The following is a 15,262-nucleotide window of genomic DNA, read 5'->3' on the forward strand; positions in this document are numbered from 1 at the left end:
GTTGCTCGCACTGGCGAGTCCACTTTGCTGGGCCCTGCCCCCTCGGGCAGAGCTGCTGCCGGGGGCCGATCCCAGCGATTGGCTGCTGATCATCGAAGCGGATGGCGAGCGCCAGAGCAGCGAACTGGAGATCACCCCCTTACTGCGCCAGTTTGCAGTGGGCAGAGTGACCATGAGCCGGGTCACGACCCCGGTACAACAACTGACTCGCTGGCAGATCCCGCTGCACCAGAGCGACTCACCCGCTTATACAAAGGTGGTGATTGCCCCGCTCAAGCTGGGAAATGAGTTCACCCCCTCGCTCACCCTGCCATTGAGAGAGGTGAACACAGTGGCGCTGCCACAACCCGCAGCCCCCTCGCCCCTCGAGATGCAGGCCAGCCTTGATCATCAGGGCCCGCTCTATCCCGGCCAGCCGGTGATCTACCGGTTGACACTGTGGCTGCCTACCAGCATGCAAAACCCGGCCCTGAGCGAGCTCAGCTCTGCCCACTTCACCATCCGTCGCCTCGGTAGCGACGAGTGGATCGCCCCTGCTCAGGCAGGTCTGCCCGGCAGGCTCACCCGCAGCTGGCTTATTCAGGCAAAAGCGCCGGGACTCTGGTACCTCGACTCACCCCGCTTGCAGGGGCAGCTCACGCCGCAAGGGGGCAAGCCGCAAAAACTCTCGGCCCGTGCGGCACCGCTAGAGGTGAGGATCGACAAAGCCCCCGCCACACCGGTGGCCACCCGGCTGACTCTGAGTCAACGGCTTGAAACGGCCTCCACGGGGGAAGTGGGTGAACCACAGATCCGTATCCTCACCTTGACCATGGAGAATGGTGACAGCGGCCAGATACAGCTTGCCCACCTGATGGCCCATCAACTGCCAAACGGCATACAGGCACATCCCGATGGCGAGCAACAGCAGGAGCGTTACCGAGATGGCAAGCTGTTGTTTGAGCGACAGTGGCGCCAGACTCTGGTCGCGGAGCAGAGCGGTGACTACCAGCTTCCCCCCATTGATCTGCCCTGGTTTAATACCCAAAGCGGCCGGATTGAGCAGGCCAGCCTGCCTGCCATCACGCTGACGTTTCAGGCAACAACAAATCGGCAACCTAATCAGCAGACATCGCAGGTGGCACTGCGAGAAAGCCTTTGGTGGGTCGTGCTGGCCGTGGCGCTGCGTACGCTATGGCGCCACTGGCCCCGCTGGCGCGCCTTCTATCAACTGCAACGTGCCCTTGCCCAACACCAGCCGGATGCCAGTCGCAAGGCACTGATCCGATGGGCGACCTTGCGCTGGCAGGTCTCCTATTATCAATTAGGCCAGTTGCCCGACGCTGGGCATAATCGGCTCGGCAACGCGCTCGCCGCACTCGAGCGAGCCTGTTTTGCACGGCCCTCTTCTGGCCCGCCCATCGAGTGGCGCGCTCTGGCGCGTACCCTCAGGGCTGATGAAACGGACGGTATTGCATACCTGATTTACCTGCTGGCGCTCGGGAGTTCCCGCTCCCGCCGCTACGCGCCCTGACAAGGATTGCCCTATGGCACTGCTGTTTTTTAGAAAAAAACGTGCTCAGCAGCATATTGGTGGAAATGATCCGGCCACTTCGCCGGTCTCTGATCCCATGGCTGACAAACAAACCAAATTTGAAGCACTGGTTCATGCACTGCATGGCGATCTCTACCGGTATGCCTACTGGCTGACCCGGGACCCCAACGTGGCGGAAGATCTGGTGCAAGAGACCTTCCTTCGTGCCTGGAAGGCTATCGACACCCTGCAGGATGACAAGGCGGCCAAGGGGTGGCTGATCACCATCCTCAGACGGGAGAACGCCCGCCGCTTTGAACGTAAACAGCTGGAGCTGGTGGATCTCGACGATCACCCTCAACCCCAGCACGATGCGCTGCACAGCGAACAGGAGATGGAGAACGAGTGGTTGCACCGTCACATCGCCCGGTTGCCCGAGGAGTATCAGGAGCCACTGCTGCTGCAAGTCGTGGGAGGATTCAGTGGTGAGGAGATTGCCGAGATGCTCGGCCTCAACAAGAACACCGTCATGACCCGACTGTTTCGCGCCCGCAACCAGATCAAGGAGGCGATGGAGCAGAAGAACCAAGCAAGAGGACACGGACATGGATGAACTCGAATTTCGCCGCAACGCCATGATCCAGCCCAACGATCAACAACCGGACTTTCTCAAAACCGCTGAAGCAAGCCAGGCCAATCGGAACTACCTCGACGAGATGAAGCAGTTCGACAGAAGCCTCAAGCGTGCCATGCAGGTAGAGGTTCCCGCCGGACTGGCCGAGCGGATCCTGCTCAGGCAAGCCATGCTGCAAGACAGTGATGCGCCAGATGATATGCCGCCATCACGACCCCTTGGCACGGCGCCAGTCAAGCTCCGGACATCAACATTCTGGCGCCAGATCGCCCTGGCTGCATCGGTCGCCTTCCTGCTGGGAATGAGCACCCGCTGGATCACGCTGCCAGAAACGGCTCCTGCGGCCCTCTCCCTCGCACAGGTGGCGATGGCTCATGTCTATGGCGAAGAACCCTTTATTGAAGGTGTCGATGAGCAGGTCAATCTGCATAACATCAATGCCAAGATGGAGAAGTATGGCGCCACCTTAAGCGGGATGGATGGGCTCAAGGTGACCTATGTCAATCACTGCTCGTTTTATCAGGGACCAGCCTTGCACATGGTGATCCAGGGAAAGATGGGGCCAGTCACTCTCTTTTTAGTGCCCAAACATGTGCCATTAACCCTGCAACAGGCCACCTTTGAAGATGGCACCCTCAAAGGGGAGATAGTCCAGCTCAAAGGCGCCAATATGGTACTGATTGGCGAGATGAAAGAGCCACTTGCCCCCGTTGCCAACGCCCTGCAGTCACGTCTGCAGTGGGACATTTAACATCGCTGGTTAACAACCTCAGAACCATCCTCAATAGCAGGCGGCGGTCACGAGCCGCAGCCTGTTCCCTCCCTGTTTACTCCCCTTTGTCACTCATTTGCCTCAAGATTTCGAAAAATTGACAAAATTATTTTTGTGACGGAGATCGGCAATCCAGGTCAATATTCCGCCTTTAGACCCTGAAAATGATGAATTAAACAGCAAGTTAAAACAAATGATTAACACATCGATCACTTTTATGTATTCTGCTGTCACTGGTCTGATTTCTTACCTCCTACCAGATCCATAGAATCACGCCAGAATTGATTGGGAAGAAGCTGAAATAAAAACGGATTTTGTCGAGGTTTGCATTGAACGTGCAGCCAATATCGGCAAAAAAATCTGCCTACAAGAGAGAACACCATGACGACAACTATTTTCAAGAAGAGCCTGATTGCCGCCACCATCGCGCTGGCCACCGGTCAAGTCCATGCTGCGGCATTCCAGTTGAACGAGCACTCGGCCTCCGGTCTGGGTCGCGCCTATGCCGGTGAAGCAGCTATTGCCGACAACGCCTCCGTTCTGGCCCGTAACCCGGCCGCCATGACCACCTTCGACAAGATGGCAGTTTCTGTCTCCGGCACCTACATCAAACCGGATGTCGATGTGGATGGTGCTGTTTACGCTGGCGCGAACAAAATGGCTCCAGCCAGCGAAAGTGGCATTGCTCCGGCAGCCTTCGTTCCCGCCTCCTACTTTATTCAGCCGCTGAATGACCAGTGGGCTTGGGGTATTGGCATCTTCTCCAACTACGGTCTCTCCACCGAATACTCCAAAACCTTCCCGGCTGGTGCCGGTGCCGGTGATACCGAGTTGATGACCTTCAATATCAACCCGAACATTGCCTATCGTGTCAACGAACACTTCAGTGTCGGTGCTGGTATCAACGCCGTTTACGGTGCCGCCGAACTCAACCGCTATGCCGGTCTGCTGGGCCCGCTGAACCCACCTAGCCAAGGTGGCCCGCTGCCGACAGATACTCGTCTGGCTCATCTGAAAGGCGACACCTGGGGCTTTGGCTGGAACGTTGGTACCCTGTATGAAGTCAATGAAAACCATCGCTTCGCACTGACCTACCGTTCACAAGTCGATATGAGCTTTGACGGTGATTTCCAAGGCGCAAGCTCACTGAATCGCACCGTGGATGGCAACCTGAAGCTGGATCTGCCTGCACAAGCCGAGTTCGCCGGTTACCATCGCCTGAGCCCGCAGTTTGCTGTTCATTACTCTGTAAACTGGACTGACTGGAGCGCCTTCCAGGAGCTGAAAGCAACCAGCAGCCAATGTGCTGGCGGCGTATGTCTGCAAAAAGATGAAAAGTTCAAAGACTCTACTCGCTACTCCATCGGTGGTACCTGGTATATCAATCCGGCTTGGGAAGCACGTCTGGGCTTCGCCTATGACAACACCCCGATCGAAGCTGACTACCGCAGCCTGAGCATTCCCGACTCAGACCGTATCTGGTACAGCGCCGGTGCCACCTACCATATCAACACAGATATGAGTGTTGACTTTGGTATGGCTTATCTGGACGGCAAAGAAGTTGACGTCAACGAAGGTCTGCGTAGCCACTCCGACAGCCTGCGTTGGAAAGGTACTTCCCACGGCAACGCCTTCCTGGCTTCTGCCCAGTTCAACATGAAGTTCTGATTATTGATAGAATTGAAAGAGCGCCGTCAGGCGCTCTTTTTTTGTCCTAAGTAGCCATTTCAGCGCACACATGTAGCACACACCTGTTTATTTTTCTTTTTTAATCAAGCTATTAGAATGCATCCTTCCAGCATTTAATCTTGTTTTATCCAGATACTGGCCATTACCGTTGCCTTACTGGTCATACCATATAAAATCCTGCCTCCATTCATATGACCGATTGAACCTTCGGGTAACAGCAAGGATTTTGCCATGCATCCCATCATCAAACCGTCCGCCATCGCCCTGCTGGTGATCGCGGGTCAGACTCATGCCGCCGGGTTCCAGCTGGCTGAACAGTCCGCTACAGGCCTGGGACGCGCCTTTGCCGGTGAGGCAGCCATCGCGGATAACGCCAGTGTGCTCTCCCGCAATGCAGCAGCCATGACCCGCTTCGATCAGATGGCGCTCTCTGGCGGAGTCATCTATGTCAGTCCTGACGTCAATATTGAAGGTAACACCCGCTTGCCGACCAAAGCCGGTATCGTCACCTCCGATGCCAGTGCACACGATATCGCCGCCGCAGCCTGGGTACCCAACGCCTATCTCATCATTCCACTCAACGAACAGTGGCGACTCGGCTTCTCGGCGACCTCTTACTACGGTCTTGGCGTCAAGATGCCGGATAACTACAGCGCGGGACACTTTGGTAATGTCTCCGATATCAAGACCATGGATCTGGGTACCTCACTCGCCTATCGCATCAATGAGATGTGGTCAATTGGTGCCGGGATCTCTGCTATTCAGGGCGAAGGCGAAGTCGGTGGCACCTTCCCTTCTCGCAACCTGATCGCAAAACATTTGCAAGGGGATGGCTGGGCATGGGGCTGGAATGTCGGCACCTTGCTGGAGTTGTCCGAACAAACCCGAATTGGCCTCTCCTACCATCACGATGTCACTTTGACCCTCTCGGGAGATGCTATCGTGGGCCGACCCAATGCAGATGGTTCCGTTACCGAGATCAGAGATACCGGTAGTCTGGATCTGCCGTTGCCAGCGACGGCAGAGTTGGCGGCGTTCCATCAGCTGACTGACAAGCTGGCTTTCCACGGCAGCCTGAACTGGACCAACTGGAGCAAATTCGTTCAGTTGGAAGCTGATCTCAACAATTTGCAGAACATGCACATCAAGGACGAGCACTGGGAAGATAGCTGGCGCTACGCCATCGGTATGACCTATCAGGTCACTCCCAAATGGCAACTGCGCTCCGGTGTGGCCTATGACGCCAGCCCGGTGCCAGCCGATCGTCGTACCATTTCCATCCCGGATGCCGATCGCCTCTGGTACAGCCTGGGAATGGGGTATCAGTTTACGCCCAACCTGACCGTGGATCTGGGGCTGACCCTGATCGATGGCAAAAAGGTGGATGTCACTGAAAAAATGGAGCTGCAACCGGGTAATCCGATGACGACCTCCACCTTCCAGGGCACTTCTGAAGGGGATGCCTGGCTGGCTGGTGCACAATTGAGCTATCTCTTCTAAATTCCTTCCCTGCAAAAAACGCTATGCCAATTATTGCCTTACTCAATAAGGTGAACACTGGCATAGTGTTCTGCAACACCATAAAATCAACCCAGTACCTTTACTGGAGCAAGGCATGTATTCCTACGTAGCAAGACAGCCGATCCTCGACAGAGACCTCAAAACTCATGCCTATGAGCTGCTCTTTCGCGATAGTCTGAATAATGTCTTCCCGAGCATCTCCTCCCAACAGGCGACGTCACGCTTGGTGGTCGAACAGTTCCTGCAACAAAATATCGATCAGCTCTTGGGCGGCCGCCCCTGCTTTATCAACTTCCCCCACTCACTGCTGCTGGAGGGATTGGCAGAGTGCCTGCCGCCCGAAAAAGTGGTGATTGAGATCCTGGAAGATTCCCCACCGGATGATGCCCTGCTGGAAAAGGTGAAACAGCTGCACAAGCTGGGATATCAACTGGCACTCGATGACTTCACCATGTCGCCGGATTGGGAGCGCTTCCTCCCCTTTATCCACATCATCAAGTTTGATCTTCGTGCCACCCCCCTGATGCAGATCAAAGTGTTTATCCAGCGGCATCAGACGCTGGGGCTCACCTATCTGGCAGAAAAAGTAGAGGACAAGGCGGAGTTCGAGCGGGTCAAACAGCTGGGGATCCAGCTGTTCCAGGGCTTTTTCTTCAGCAGACCCGAGATGGTCAAGCAAGCCACCATGGAGCCAGCGCAAGTCGTGGTGATGCAGTTGCTCAACGTGGTCAACGAGGCAGAGCCTGATATCAACAAGATTGAGCAGCTGCTCGGTCAGGATATCTCCCTCTCTCTCAAGCTGTTGCGCTATGTCAACCATCTCAAAGGTCACACCAACCCTATTTCGTCATTTCGCCAGGCTGCCATCTATCTGGGCAACACCCAGCTAAAGCGCTTTGTCTCGCTGGTAGCCGCGACCAGCGCCGGCAAGGGCAAGAGCGCCGAGCTCTACCAGATGTCGATGATCCGAGCCCGATTCTGTGAACTGCTGGCCCACGCCCACGCCCCGAGCCAGCAGGCACAACAGGCCTTTATCACCGGTCTCTTCTCCCTGCTGGATGTACTGATGGAGCAGCCGATGGACAAGCTGCTCGGCACTATCCCTCTTATCGACGATATTCGGCTGGCGCTGCTGGAGCGCAAAGGCAATCTGGGTTTCTACCTCGCGTTTTGTGAAGATTACGAGAGCGCCAACTGGTCACGGGTAACGGCCAGAACAGCCCGCCTGGGGCTGAGCGAGGATAAGGTGAGTCACCTCTATCTGGCCGCCACCACCTGGGTCACGGAACAACTGCTGGCGATGGAAGCCACCAATTAATTCGTTTCGTCATTCACTTCGACCGCGATAGCGGTCGCCTCCCCGCCCCCGATACAGAGTGCGGCCACGCCTCGCCGCAAACCCCGTTGCCGCAGCGCGGCAATCAGCGTCACCAGAATGCGTGCGCCACTCGCCCCCAGCGGATGACCAAGCGCACAAGCCCCACCATGCACATTGACCTTGTGATGAGGGATGCCGACCCCGCTCATGGCCAGCATGGTGACCATGGCGAAGGCCTCGTTGATCTCGAATAGATCCACCTCTTCCACCGACCATGCCAGACTCGCCAGCAAGCGTGAAATGGCACCAATGGGCGCAGAGGTAAACTCGGCGGGCAATGCCGCATGGCTCTGATAACCGACGATCCGAGCCATCACAGGTACCTGCCAGGCTTGCGCCGTGGCGCCATCCATCAATATCAGCGCCGCCGCACCGTCCGAGATGGAGCTCGAATTGGCCGCCGTAATAGTGCCCTCCTTGCCAAAGGCAGGCTTCAGGGTAGGGATCTTCTCCGGTCTGCCCTTGCCGGGCTGCTCGTCTTCGGCCAGCAACAAGCGCTCACCGCGATAGACGCTTGTCAGCTCGGACACAAACGCACCGTCGTGCTGCGCATCGCGGGCCCGCTGCAGCGACGCAAGGGCAAACTCATCCATGGCACTGCGTGTCAAACCGGCCTGATCGGCGCTGCGCTGGGCATGTACCCCCATCAGCTGGCCATCATAGGCATCTTGCAAACCGTCGAGGAAGAGGTGGTCCAACACCTTTTGATGCCCCATCCGAAAGCCGCTGCGGGCATTATCCAGCAGATAGGGGGCACGGCTCATGCTCTCCATCCCCCCCGCGACCACCACCCTGTTGTCACCAAGGCGGATGGTATCCGCCGCCAACATCACTGCTTTCATGCCGGATCCGCACACCTTGTTAACCGTGGTAGCAGGCACACTATCTGGCAACCCTGCTTTCAACAACGCTTGCCGGGCTGGCGCTTGCCCCACGCCCGCCGCCAGCACATTGCCCATAAACACTTCATCGACCAGCTCCGGACGCAGCCCACTTTGCTGTAGTGCCGCCTCAATGGCACAGGCACCCAACTCAGGCGCAGTTACCTCTGCCAATGCCCCCTGAAACGCCCCCATCGGAGTCCGTTTTGCCGCCACAATTGCAATATCCATTTGCCTGCCTCTGTTTGTTACATGGCCATAACATAGGGGTTCTGACGCAATGGAACAAGAGTTGCAGTGCAGTTTACGTTTAGTTAAGGTGCAGACAGGATTTAGTTCGCCAAGAAGTCTGTATGAACAACAAGGATGAAGGACGGCGCTTCAGCATCAGTGAGCTGGCCCGGGAATTTGATATTACGACGCGCAGTATCCGCTTTTATGAGGATCAGGGGTTACTTAATCCCGCCCGAGAGGGACAAACCCGCATTTACAGCAAGCAGGATCGGGTTCGCCTCAAACTCACCCTGCGCGGCAAGCGGCTCGGATTCAGCCTCGCCGAGATCCGCGAGCTGTTTGATCTCTATGATGCCGACAAGAGCAGCCGCACCCAGTTACAGACCATGCTGGGACTGGTTGAGGAGAAACGGGAGACACTGCAACAGCAGATGGAAGATATCAGGATGGTGCTGCTGGAGCTGGATGCCGCCGAGCAGCGCTGCCAACAGGCCCTTAGCCAGCTGGGATAACCGGCTTGCTGGGCTGACCAGGTAGCTCTTTCAGCCCGATCACAAGATGCCAGATAGCAAAAAGCCACTCCTGAGAGTGGCTTTTCTTCGACCTGACGGTTCGCTATTAAACGCGAACGAAGTCCAAGTGGATCAGCTTGTAACGTACCGGGTGACGCTGGATAGCTTTCACTTTTACGTTAACTTCTTCACCGTTGATAACCAGAGTCAGTACAGACTCATAGAATTCCGGCTTCTCTTGAGCCAGGATCATTTTCTTGTGGTCAACAGTGATGGACAGGGCTTCTTTGCCTGCACCGTAAACGATGGCAGGAACTTGGTCAGCTTGACGCAGGCGGCGGCTCGCACCTTTCCCCAGGTCAGAACGGACTTCAGCTTGGAATACGAAAGACATAGTATGTATCTCTTTTGGATGAATTTATGGTGCTAACTGCGACCGGTCAGCACCTCGCAAAACGAGCGCGAATACTACCACGGGCCAAATTCGGATACAAGGTACCGACTCTGCATTTAGCGCCCCTGCTCCAACCGGGCGAATTGCTGCTGACGCTGGGCCGGGCTCAGGGCATCAAACCGCGCCAGGGTCTCGGCGCGCGGGCAGTAGAGACCCTCCCCCGTTCTGACCCGAATGCTCTTGCCAAGCCGCTGCTGGTTCTCTGCCACCAGCGCCAACAAATAGCTGTAGGTATCGGCTCCCCGGGCACTGGATAACTGATTCGCTATACGCCACAGGGTCTCCCCTGCTGCGACCTGATGACACACGGTTTGTGGACCGCCGGCCGCAGGAGCCGAGAGGGTAAGCATGACGTCACTGCCTGCGGATAAGCTAGCCGTGTGGCTGGCGAGCGCCATATCGGTGCTCGCTACTCCCTCATCTCCTTTGGCACCACTCATCCCCGCAGTGCGAAAGGCCACCCCCAGCTGAACCAGTAGAGGTTCGCTCTCGGCGGGGTCGCTGGGCATATCAACACCACCGAACGCGTCTTGGGGTGTGCGGAACTCGGCGATAAAGGGCGCGACAGGTTGCGCGTGATAAGCAGGGGACCCACTCCCCTGCTGCACGATTGCACCAGCCGCAACAGCCTGCCCGGGCACAACCCCGTAAGCCATCTCGTCGATGCGCCGCAGCCTTGCCAGATAGGTTTTGGAGAGCTGCGCCTCCCCCTCGAACAGATCGAAGGGGGGCACCAACCTGGCTGGAAAGAGGATCTGCCAGCAACCGTGCTTTTGCTTTTGGGCCAGCGGCGGAAACTGATTGCCACGCCAGGCCACAAACATCGCAGGCGGCGTGCGCGCCAGCGGGTAATATTCCGGGTTCAACTGCACCCAAGTTTGTTCCGCGATGGGTTGATAACCGCTGATCACCACCTGCGCCACACTCAACCAGATCCCCAGCATCCTTGCCTCCCTGATTTGCGGTTTGAAGGGGCTACCTGACCGGCAACCCCTTCTCATCACCCGCTATCATGCTGTTAAAACAGTTAGATAGCAGCTTAGCACTGAGCGATGGCGTTAAGCACCCGTTTATCGGAGACCGGATAAGGGGTCCCCAGATTCTGAGCGAAGAACGACACCCGCAGCTCCTCAATCATCCAGCGGATATTGACCACCTCGGTGGGAATAAGCTGGGATTTGGGGATCTTGGCCAGCAGCGCCTTGTACTCCGACTCCACGCTGTGCACTTTGAGCATGTAGACCCGATCCCGGTTGGGATCGATAGCCAGCTTCTCCAGGCGACGCTCGATGGCCCGCAGGTAACGCAAGAGGTCCGGCAGCCGCTGCCAGCCGGTCTCGGTGACAAAGCCCTTGTGGATAAGGTTGCCGAGCTGCTGCTGGATATCGGACATGGCAAAGGCGGTATCGAGCTGCATCTTGCCCTTGAGCCGCTTCTTGATCTCATGGGACAGCGTCAGCACGGCTTCCACCTGCTTGGCCACCTCCACCACCGCATCGTTGAGCTCGGCGCGGACATACTCCTTGAGCGCCTCGAAACCGGCCTCGTCCCAGGCCATGCCGCCGTGCTGCTCGATCAGTTTGTCGCAGCCGCAGGCGATACAGTCATCAATCAGCTCCGCCACCTTGCCAAACGGGTTGAAATAGAGCCCCAGCTTGGCCTTGTTGGGCAGCTTCTCCTGCAGATACTTGATAGGAGATGGCACGTTGAGCAGCACCAGCCGGCGCTGACCGGCCCACATCAGCTGCTGTTGCACCACCGGGCTCTCCACCAGCTGGATGGCGACAGAATCTTTCTGATCCACTAACGCCGGATAGGCCTTCACCTCGAAACCGCTGCGCTTTTGGCTGTACTCCTTCGGCAGCTCGCCAAAGCTCCACAGGGTGAGGCCGGACTGCTCGATGTCGTCGTCCGCCACTTGTGACAACGTCTCCTGCACCTTGCCGCGCAGCGACTCTTTCAAGGCTTCCAGATCTTTGCCTTCCGCCACCTTCTTGTGTTTGTCGTCCACCACCCGGAAGGTGAGTTTCAGGTGATCGGGCACCGCAGACCAGTCCCAGGATTCGCGGGGCACGGTCACACCGGTCATGCGGCGCAGCTGGCGCTCCATCTCGTCCAGCAGCGGTCCCTGCTCGGGATTGATGCTGGCAAGCAGCGCATCGGCATAGTTTGGCGCCGGCACGAAGTTCTTGCGCATCGGCTTGGGCATCGACTTGATAAGGGCCACCAACAGCTCGTGGCGCAGCCCGGGGATCAGCCACTCAAACCCCTTCACCTCCACCTGATTCAGGAGCGGCAGCGGGATATGCAGGGTCACGCCATCCGCCGCCTCCCCCGGCTCGAACTGATAGGTCAGCTTGAGCTTGAGGCGCCCCTGCTGCCAGAAGTTGGGGTAGTCGAGATCGCTGATGTGGGCCGCATCTCCCTTCATCAGCATCTCTTTCTCGAAGTTGAGCAGCTCGGGATCCTGCTTTTGCGCCTCTTTCCACCACTTGTCGAAGTGACGGGCGGAGATCACCTCCTCCGGCAAACGGGCATCGTAGAAGCGGAACAAGTCCTCGTCATCCACCAGGATGTCGCGCCGACGGGATTTGTGCTCCAGCGCCTCCACCTCGGCCAGGAGCTTGCGGTTATCGCTGAAGAAACGGTGACGGGTCTCGAAATCCCCCTCCACCAGCGCGCGGCGTATAAACAGCTCGCGGCACAGCGCCGGATCGATACGGCTGAAGTTGATGGTGCGCTCGTTGACCAGGGTCAGACCATAGAGGGTCACCTTCTCCTTGGCCATTACGGCGCCGTTTTTCTTCGACCAATGTGGGTCGCTGTGGTGCAGCTTGATGAGGTGGCCTGCCAGCGGCTCCACCCACTCGGGCTCAATCTTGGCATTAATGCGAGCGTAGAGGCGCGAGGTTTCCACCAATTCTGCGGCCATCACCCACTTGGGCGGCTTCTTGAACAGACCCGAGGCCGGGAACAGGTGGAAACGGCCGTTGCGGGCGCCAAGGAACTCGGGCTTTTCCAGATCCTTGTTGCCGATGTGGCTCAAGAGGCCGGTCAGCAGGGCACAGTGCACCGTCTTGAAATCCGCCGGTTCATGGTTGGCTTTAAAACCCAGCTCCTTGACCGTCTGACGCAGCTGGAAATGGATGTCTTGCCACTCCCGCACCCGCAGATAGGAGAGAAACTCCTTCTGGCACATGCGGCGGAACGGGTTGCTGCCAAGAGCATCCTGCTGCTCTTTCAGGTAGTTCCACAGATTGACGAAGGCGAGGAAGTCGGAATCCTTGTCCTCAAAGCGCCTGTGCTGCTCATCGGCGGCCTGCTTCTTCTCCATGGGCCGCTCACGGGGATCCTGAATGCTGAGGGCGGCGGTGATCACCATCACCTCGCTCAAGCAGCCGGTCTGCGCCGCGCTGATCACCATCTTCGCCAAACGCGGATCAAGGGGGATGCGCGAGAGCTGGCGACCGGTCTCGGTCAGCTGCAACTTGGCTTCGCGCTCGCCGGTGGCGGGCAGCTCGCGCACCGCCTCCAGCTCTTTCAAGAGAGTCAGGCCATCCTTGATATGGCGGGACTCTGGTGGCTCTACGAAGGGGAACGCCTCCATATTGCCAAGGCCGAGCGCCAGCATCTGCAGGATAACGGAGGCCAGGTTGGTGCGCAGGATCTCGGGGTCGGTGAAGGCAGGGCGGCCGTTGAAATCCTCCTCCGAGTAGAGGCGGATACAAATGCCGTCCGCCACCCGACCGCAGCGCCCTTTACGCTGGTTGGCACTGGCCTGAGAGACCGGCTCGATGGGCAGGCGCTGCACCTTGGTACGCCAGGAGTAACGACTGATGCGGGCGGAGCCCGGGTCAATGACGTAACGAATGCCCGGCACCGTCAGCGATGTCTCCGCCACGTTGGTGGCGAGCACGATGCGCCGTCCGGCATGTTGCTGGAATACCTTGTTCTGCTCGGCGTTGGAGAGGCGGGCGTAAAGCGGCAGCACCTCGGTATCGCGCAGATTGAGCTTGCGCAAGGCATCGGCAGTATCGCGGATCTCCCGCTCGCCATTCATGAAGATGAGGATGTCCCCCAGTCCCTCGCGGGCCAGCTCTTCCACCGCATCGAAGATCCCCTGCAGTTCATCGCGCTCTTCAAGCCCTTCGCTCTTGTCACTGACGAGTGGACGGTAGCGCACCTCCACCGGATAAGTGCGGCCGGAGACCTCGATCACCGGCGCCTTGTTGAAATGGCGAGAGAAACGCTGCGGATCGATAGTGGCCGAGGTGATGATCACCTTGAGATCGGGGCGCTTGGGCAGCAGTTGCTTGAGATAGCCCAAGATGAAGTCGATATTGAGGCTGCGCTCGTGGGCCTCATCGATGATGATGGTGTCGTACTGGGTGAGCATCCGGTCGTTCTGGATCTCCGCCAGCAAAATACCGTCAGTCATCAGCTTAATGTGGGTCTGCTCGCTCACCTGATCGGTAAAGCGCACCTTGTAACCCACGTAGTGACCGAGTTCGGACTCCATCTCCTCGGCAATACGGGCCGCCACAGTGCGGGCCGCCAGACGGCGCGGCTGGGTGTGGCCGATGAAGCCCTTGACCCCACGCCCGAGCGCCAGACAGATCTTGGGGATCTGGGTGGTTTTGCCCGAGCCTGTTTCCCCTGCAATGATCACCACTTGATGTTCTTGAATGGCCTTGGCGATCTCAGCCTGCTTCTGGCTCACCGGCAGGTTGTCCGGATAAGTCACCTTGGGCACTCCGGCCAGACGGGTTTGATAGCGAGCTTGCGCGGCATCCAGATCGGCGGCGATGGTCTCCAGCACGGCGGCCTGTTTGCCTTCAGGCAGCTTCTTGACCCCGTGCAGACGGCTGGAAAGGCGGCGGGCGTCGAGATTCATGCAGGCAGAGAGACGGCGGCGCAGCGCCTCGATAGAGAGAGACAAGGTACGAATTCCTTAAATAGGTGCCCAGAGGGGCCATATCGATAAGCTGGGAGCGATCCTAAAGAGCGAGCGGGAACGGTGCAAGCCTTAACGTAGCGTTATATATGGGAAGACAGAGAGATTGGCCGATCCTCAAACATGACAAAACAACCATTGTAAGATGGCATAACATGAATAAATCGCAGCATATGAAATAGCCAAGGCAAGCCGAAGCTTGCCTTGGGAGAGAGGAAAACAGGGTTAACCGTGGGTGTGATGGACAAAACAGGTAGTGAGCTGGGCGTGAATGGCCTGCATGACGTTGTGACGATTGATGACACCGAGCAGGCGTCCCTCCTCCACCACCGGATAGATCTTCGGCTTTTGTCCCATCATCATCTCCGCCAGACTCAAAATGCTGGTATCGGGACCCACCGACAACACCTCCTTGCGCATCACATCCTTGACCTGCGCCACCTGTTCGCAGTGATAGGCCTCCTTAAGCAGCACTGCGATGCAATCCTGCTCGGAGATCCAGCCAATCAGATGGCCCTGCCCATCCACCACAGGGCCACCGAGCTGATGACTGTTCAGAAATTTCTCGACCGCAGCTTGCACCATCATGTCGGCAGTGAAGGTGATGGGTCTGCTCTGCATATAATCCTTGGCTTTTAGCGATTCCATATCTGCTCCCCTACGGTAGTCCATCAAGCTGGCGTCTTGTGCGCCGGTACCGGCACCATGCTCGGCTTGTTC

Annotated in this window: 12 protein-coding genes; 7 read left to right on the forward strand and 5 right to left on the reverse strand. The window is 57.6% G+C overall.

Annotated elements, in window-relative coordinates:
• Position 1: 1 nt before the first annotated feature.
• The 6 genes from ACTG2T_RS21280 to ACTG2T_RS21305 all read left to right on the forward strand — a co-directional run bounded on the left by ACTG2T_RS21280 (position 2) and on the right by ACTG2T_RS21305 (position 7,447).
• Positions 2-1,513, forward strand: coding sequence for a hypothetical protein (locus tag ACTG2T_RS21280; RefSeq protein WP_330124372.1), 1,512 nt, complete (start codon positions 2-4; stop codon positions 1,511-1,513).
• Between the two features lie 13 nt (positions 1,514-1,526).
• The gene (locus ACTG2T_RS21285; RefSeq protein ID WP_005333245.1) at positions 1,527-2,126 is read left to right on the forward strand and encodes a sigma-70 family RNA polymerase sigma factor; all 600 of its coding nucleotides are present in this window, start codon (positions 1,527-1,529) and stop codon (positions 2,124-2,126) included.
• Positions 2,119-2,898: a DUF3379 domain-containing protein gene (locus tag ACTG2T_RS21290; RefSeq protein WP_330124336.1), complete on the forward strand. Its 780-nt coding sequence runs from the start codon at positions 2,119-2,121 to the stop codon at positions 2,896-2,898. The genes ACTG2T_RS21285 and ACTG2T_RS21290 overlap by 8 nt, the downstream gene beginning before the upstream one ends.
• A 402-nt stretch (positions 2,899-3,300) precedes the next feature.
• Entirely contained in the window at positions 3,301-4,587 is a 1,287-nt protein-coding gene (locus ACTG2T_RS21295; RefSeq protein WP_330124337.1) for an outer membrane protein transport protein, read from the forward strand.
• 252 nt (positions 4,588-4,839) lie between these two features.
• A complete protein-coding gene (locus ACTG2T_RS21300) occupies positions 4,840-6,108 on the forward strand; it encodes an OmpP1/FadL family transporter (protein ID WP_330124338.1) in 1,269 nt (422 codons plus the stop codon).
• 115 nt (positions 6,109-6,223) lie between these two features.
• Positions 6,224-7,447, forward strand: a complete 1,224-nt coding sequence (locus ACTG2T_RS21305) for an EAL and HDOD domain-containing protein (RefSeq protein WP_005333249.1) — start codon at positions 6,224-6,226, stop codon at positions 7,445-7,447.
• Here ACTG2T_RS21305 and ACTG2T_RS21310 read toward each other — a convergent pair.
• Entirely contained in the window at positions 7,444-8,619 is a 1,176-nt protein-coding gene (locus tag ACTG2T_RS21310; protein WP_111900942.1) for a thiolase family protein, read from the reverse strand. The genes ACTG2T_RS21305 and ACTG2T_RS21310 overlap by 4 nt on opposite strands.
• Before the next feature lie 122 nt (positions 8,620-8,741).
• Between ACTG2T_RS21310 and ACTG2T_RS21315 the strand changes: the two genes are divergently transcribed.
• Positions 8,742-9,134 (forward strand): MerR family transcriptional regulator, encoded by a 393-nt coding sequence (locus ACTG2T_RS21315; RefSeq protein ID WP_005360322.1) that lies wholly within the window; start codon positions 8,742-8,744, stop codon positions 9,132-9,134.
• A 106-nt stretch (positions 9,135-9,240) separates the two neighbouring features.
• Here the strand turns inward: ACTG2T_RS21315 and rplY are convergent, their stop codons facing one another.
• The 4 genes from rplY to ACTG2T_RS21335 all read right to left on the reverse strand — a co-directional run bounded on the left by rplY (position 9,241) and on the right by ACTG2T_RS21335 (position 15,190).
• Positions 9,241-9,528, reverse strand: coding sequence for a 50S ribosomal protein L25 (rplY, locus tag ACTG2T_RS21320; RefSeq protein ID WP_005333252.1), 288 nt, complete (start codon positions 9,526-9,528; stop codon positions 9,241-9,243).
• Positions 9,529-9,644: 116 nt separating this feature from the next.
• Positions 9,645-10,532, reverse strand: coding sequence for a hypothetical protein (locus ACTG2T_RS21325; protein WP_330124339.1), 888 nt, complete (start codon positions 10,530-10,532; stop codon positions 9,645-9,647).
• A gap of 95 nt (positions 10,533-10,627) precedes the next feature.
• Entirely contained in the window at positions 10,628-14,527 is a 3,900-nt protein-coding gene (gene hrpA, locus ACTG2T_RS21330) for an ATP-dependent RNA helicase HrpA (protein ID WP_330124340.1), read from the reverse strand.
• A 240-nt stretch (positions 14,528-14,767) separates the two neighbouring features.
• Positions 14,768-15,190: a CBS domain-containing protein gene (locus tag ACTG2T_RS21335; RefSeq protein ID WP_005333273.1), complete on the reverse strand. Its 423-nt coding sequence runs from the start codon at positions 15,188-15,190 to the stop codon at positions 14,768-14,770.
• Between the last annotated feature and the right edge of the window lie 72 nt (positions 15,191-15,262).

The sequence above is a fragment of the Aeromonas sp. 75A genome (assembly GCF_051919425.1).
Taxonomy (GTDB): Bacteria; Pseudomonadota; Gammaproteobacteria; order Enterobacterales; family Aeromonadaceae; genus Aeromonas; species Aeromonas veronii.

Excerpts from the sequence above, each read along its gene's own strand:
- ACTG2T_RS21325 (WP_330124339.1), bottom strand. The coding sequence starts at position 10,532 with ATGCTGGGGATCTGGTTGAGTGTGGCGCAGGTGGTGATCAGCGGTTAT.
- ACTG2T_RS21315 (WP_005360322.1), top strand. The coding sequence starts at position 8,742 with ATGAACAACAAGGATGAAGGACGGCGCTTCAGCATCAGTGAGCTGGCC.
- ACTG2T_RS21335 (WP_005333273.1), bottom strand. The coding sequence starts at position 15,190 with ATGGAATCGCTAAAAGCCAAGGATTATATGCAGAGCAGACCCATCACC.
- ACTG2T_RS21310 (WP_111900942.1), bottom strand. The coding sequence starts at position 8,619 with ATGGATATTGCAATTGTGGCGGCAAAACGGACTCCGATGGGGGCGTTT.
- ACTG2T_RS21290 (WP_330124336.1), top strand. The coding sequence starts at position 2,119 with ATGGATGAACTCGAATTTCGCCGCAACGCCATGATCCAGCCCAACGAT.
- ACTG2T_RS21300 (WP_330124338.1), top strand. The coding sequence starts at position 4,840 with ATGCATCCCATCATCAAACCGTCCGCCATCGCCCTGCTGGTGATCGCG.
- ACTG2T_RS21285 (WP_005333245.1), top strand. The coding sequence starts at position 1,527 with ATGGCACTGCTGTTTTTTAGAAAAAAACGTGCTCAGCAGCATATTGGT.
- ACTG2T_RS21305 (WP_005333249.1), top strand. The coding sequence starts at position 6,224 with ATGTATTCCTACGTAGCAAGACAGCCGATCCTCGACAGAGACCTCAAA.
- rplY (WP_005333252.1), bottom strand. The coding sequence starts at position 9,528 with ATGTCTTTCGTATTCCAAGCTGAAGTCCGTTCTGACCTGGGGAAAGGT.
- ACTG2T_RS21295 (WP_330124337.1), top strand. The coding sequence starts at position 3,301 with ATGACGACAACTATTTTCAAGAAGAGCCTGATTGCCGCCACCATCGCG.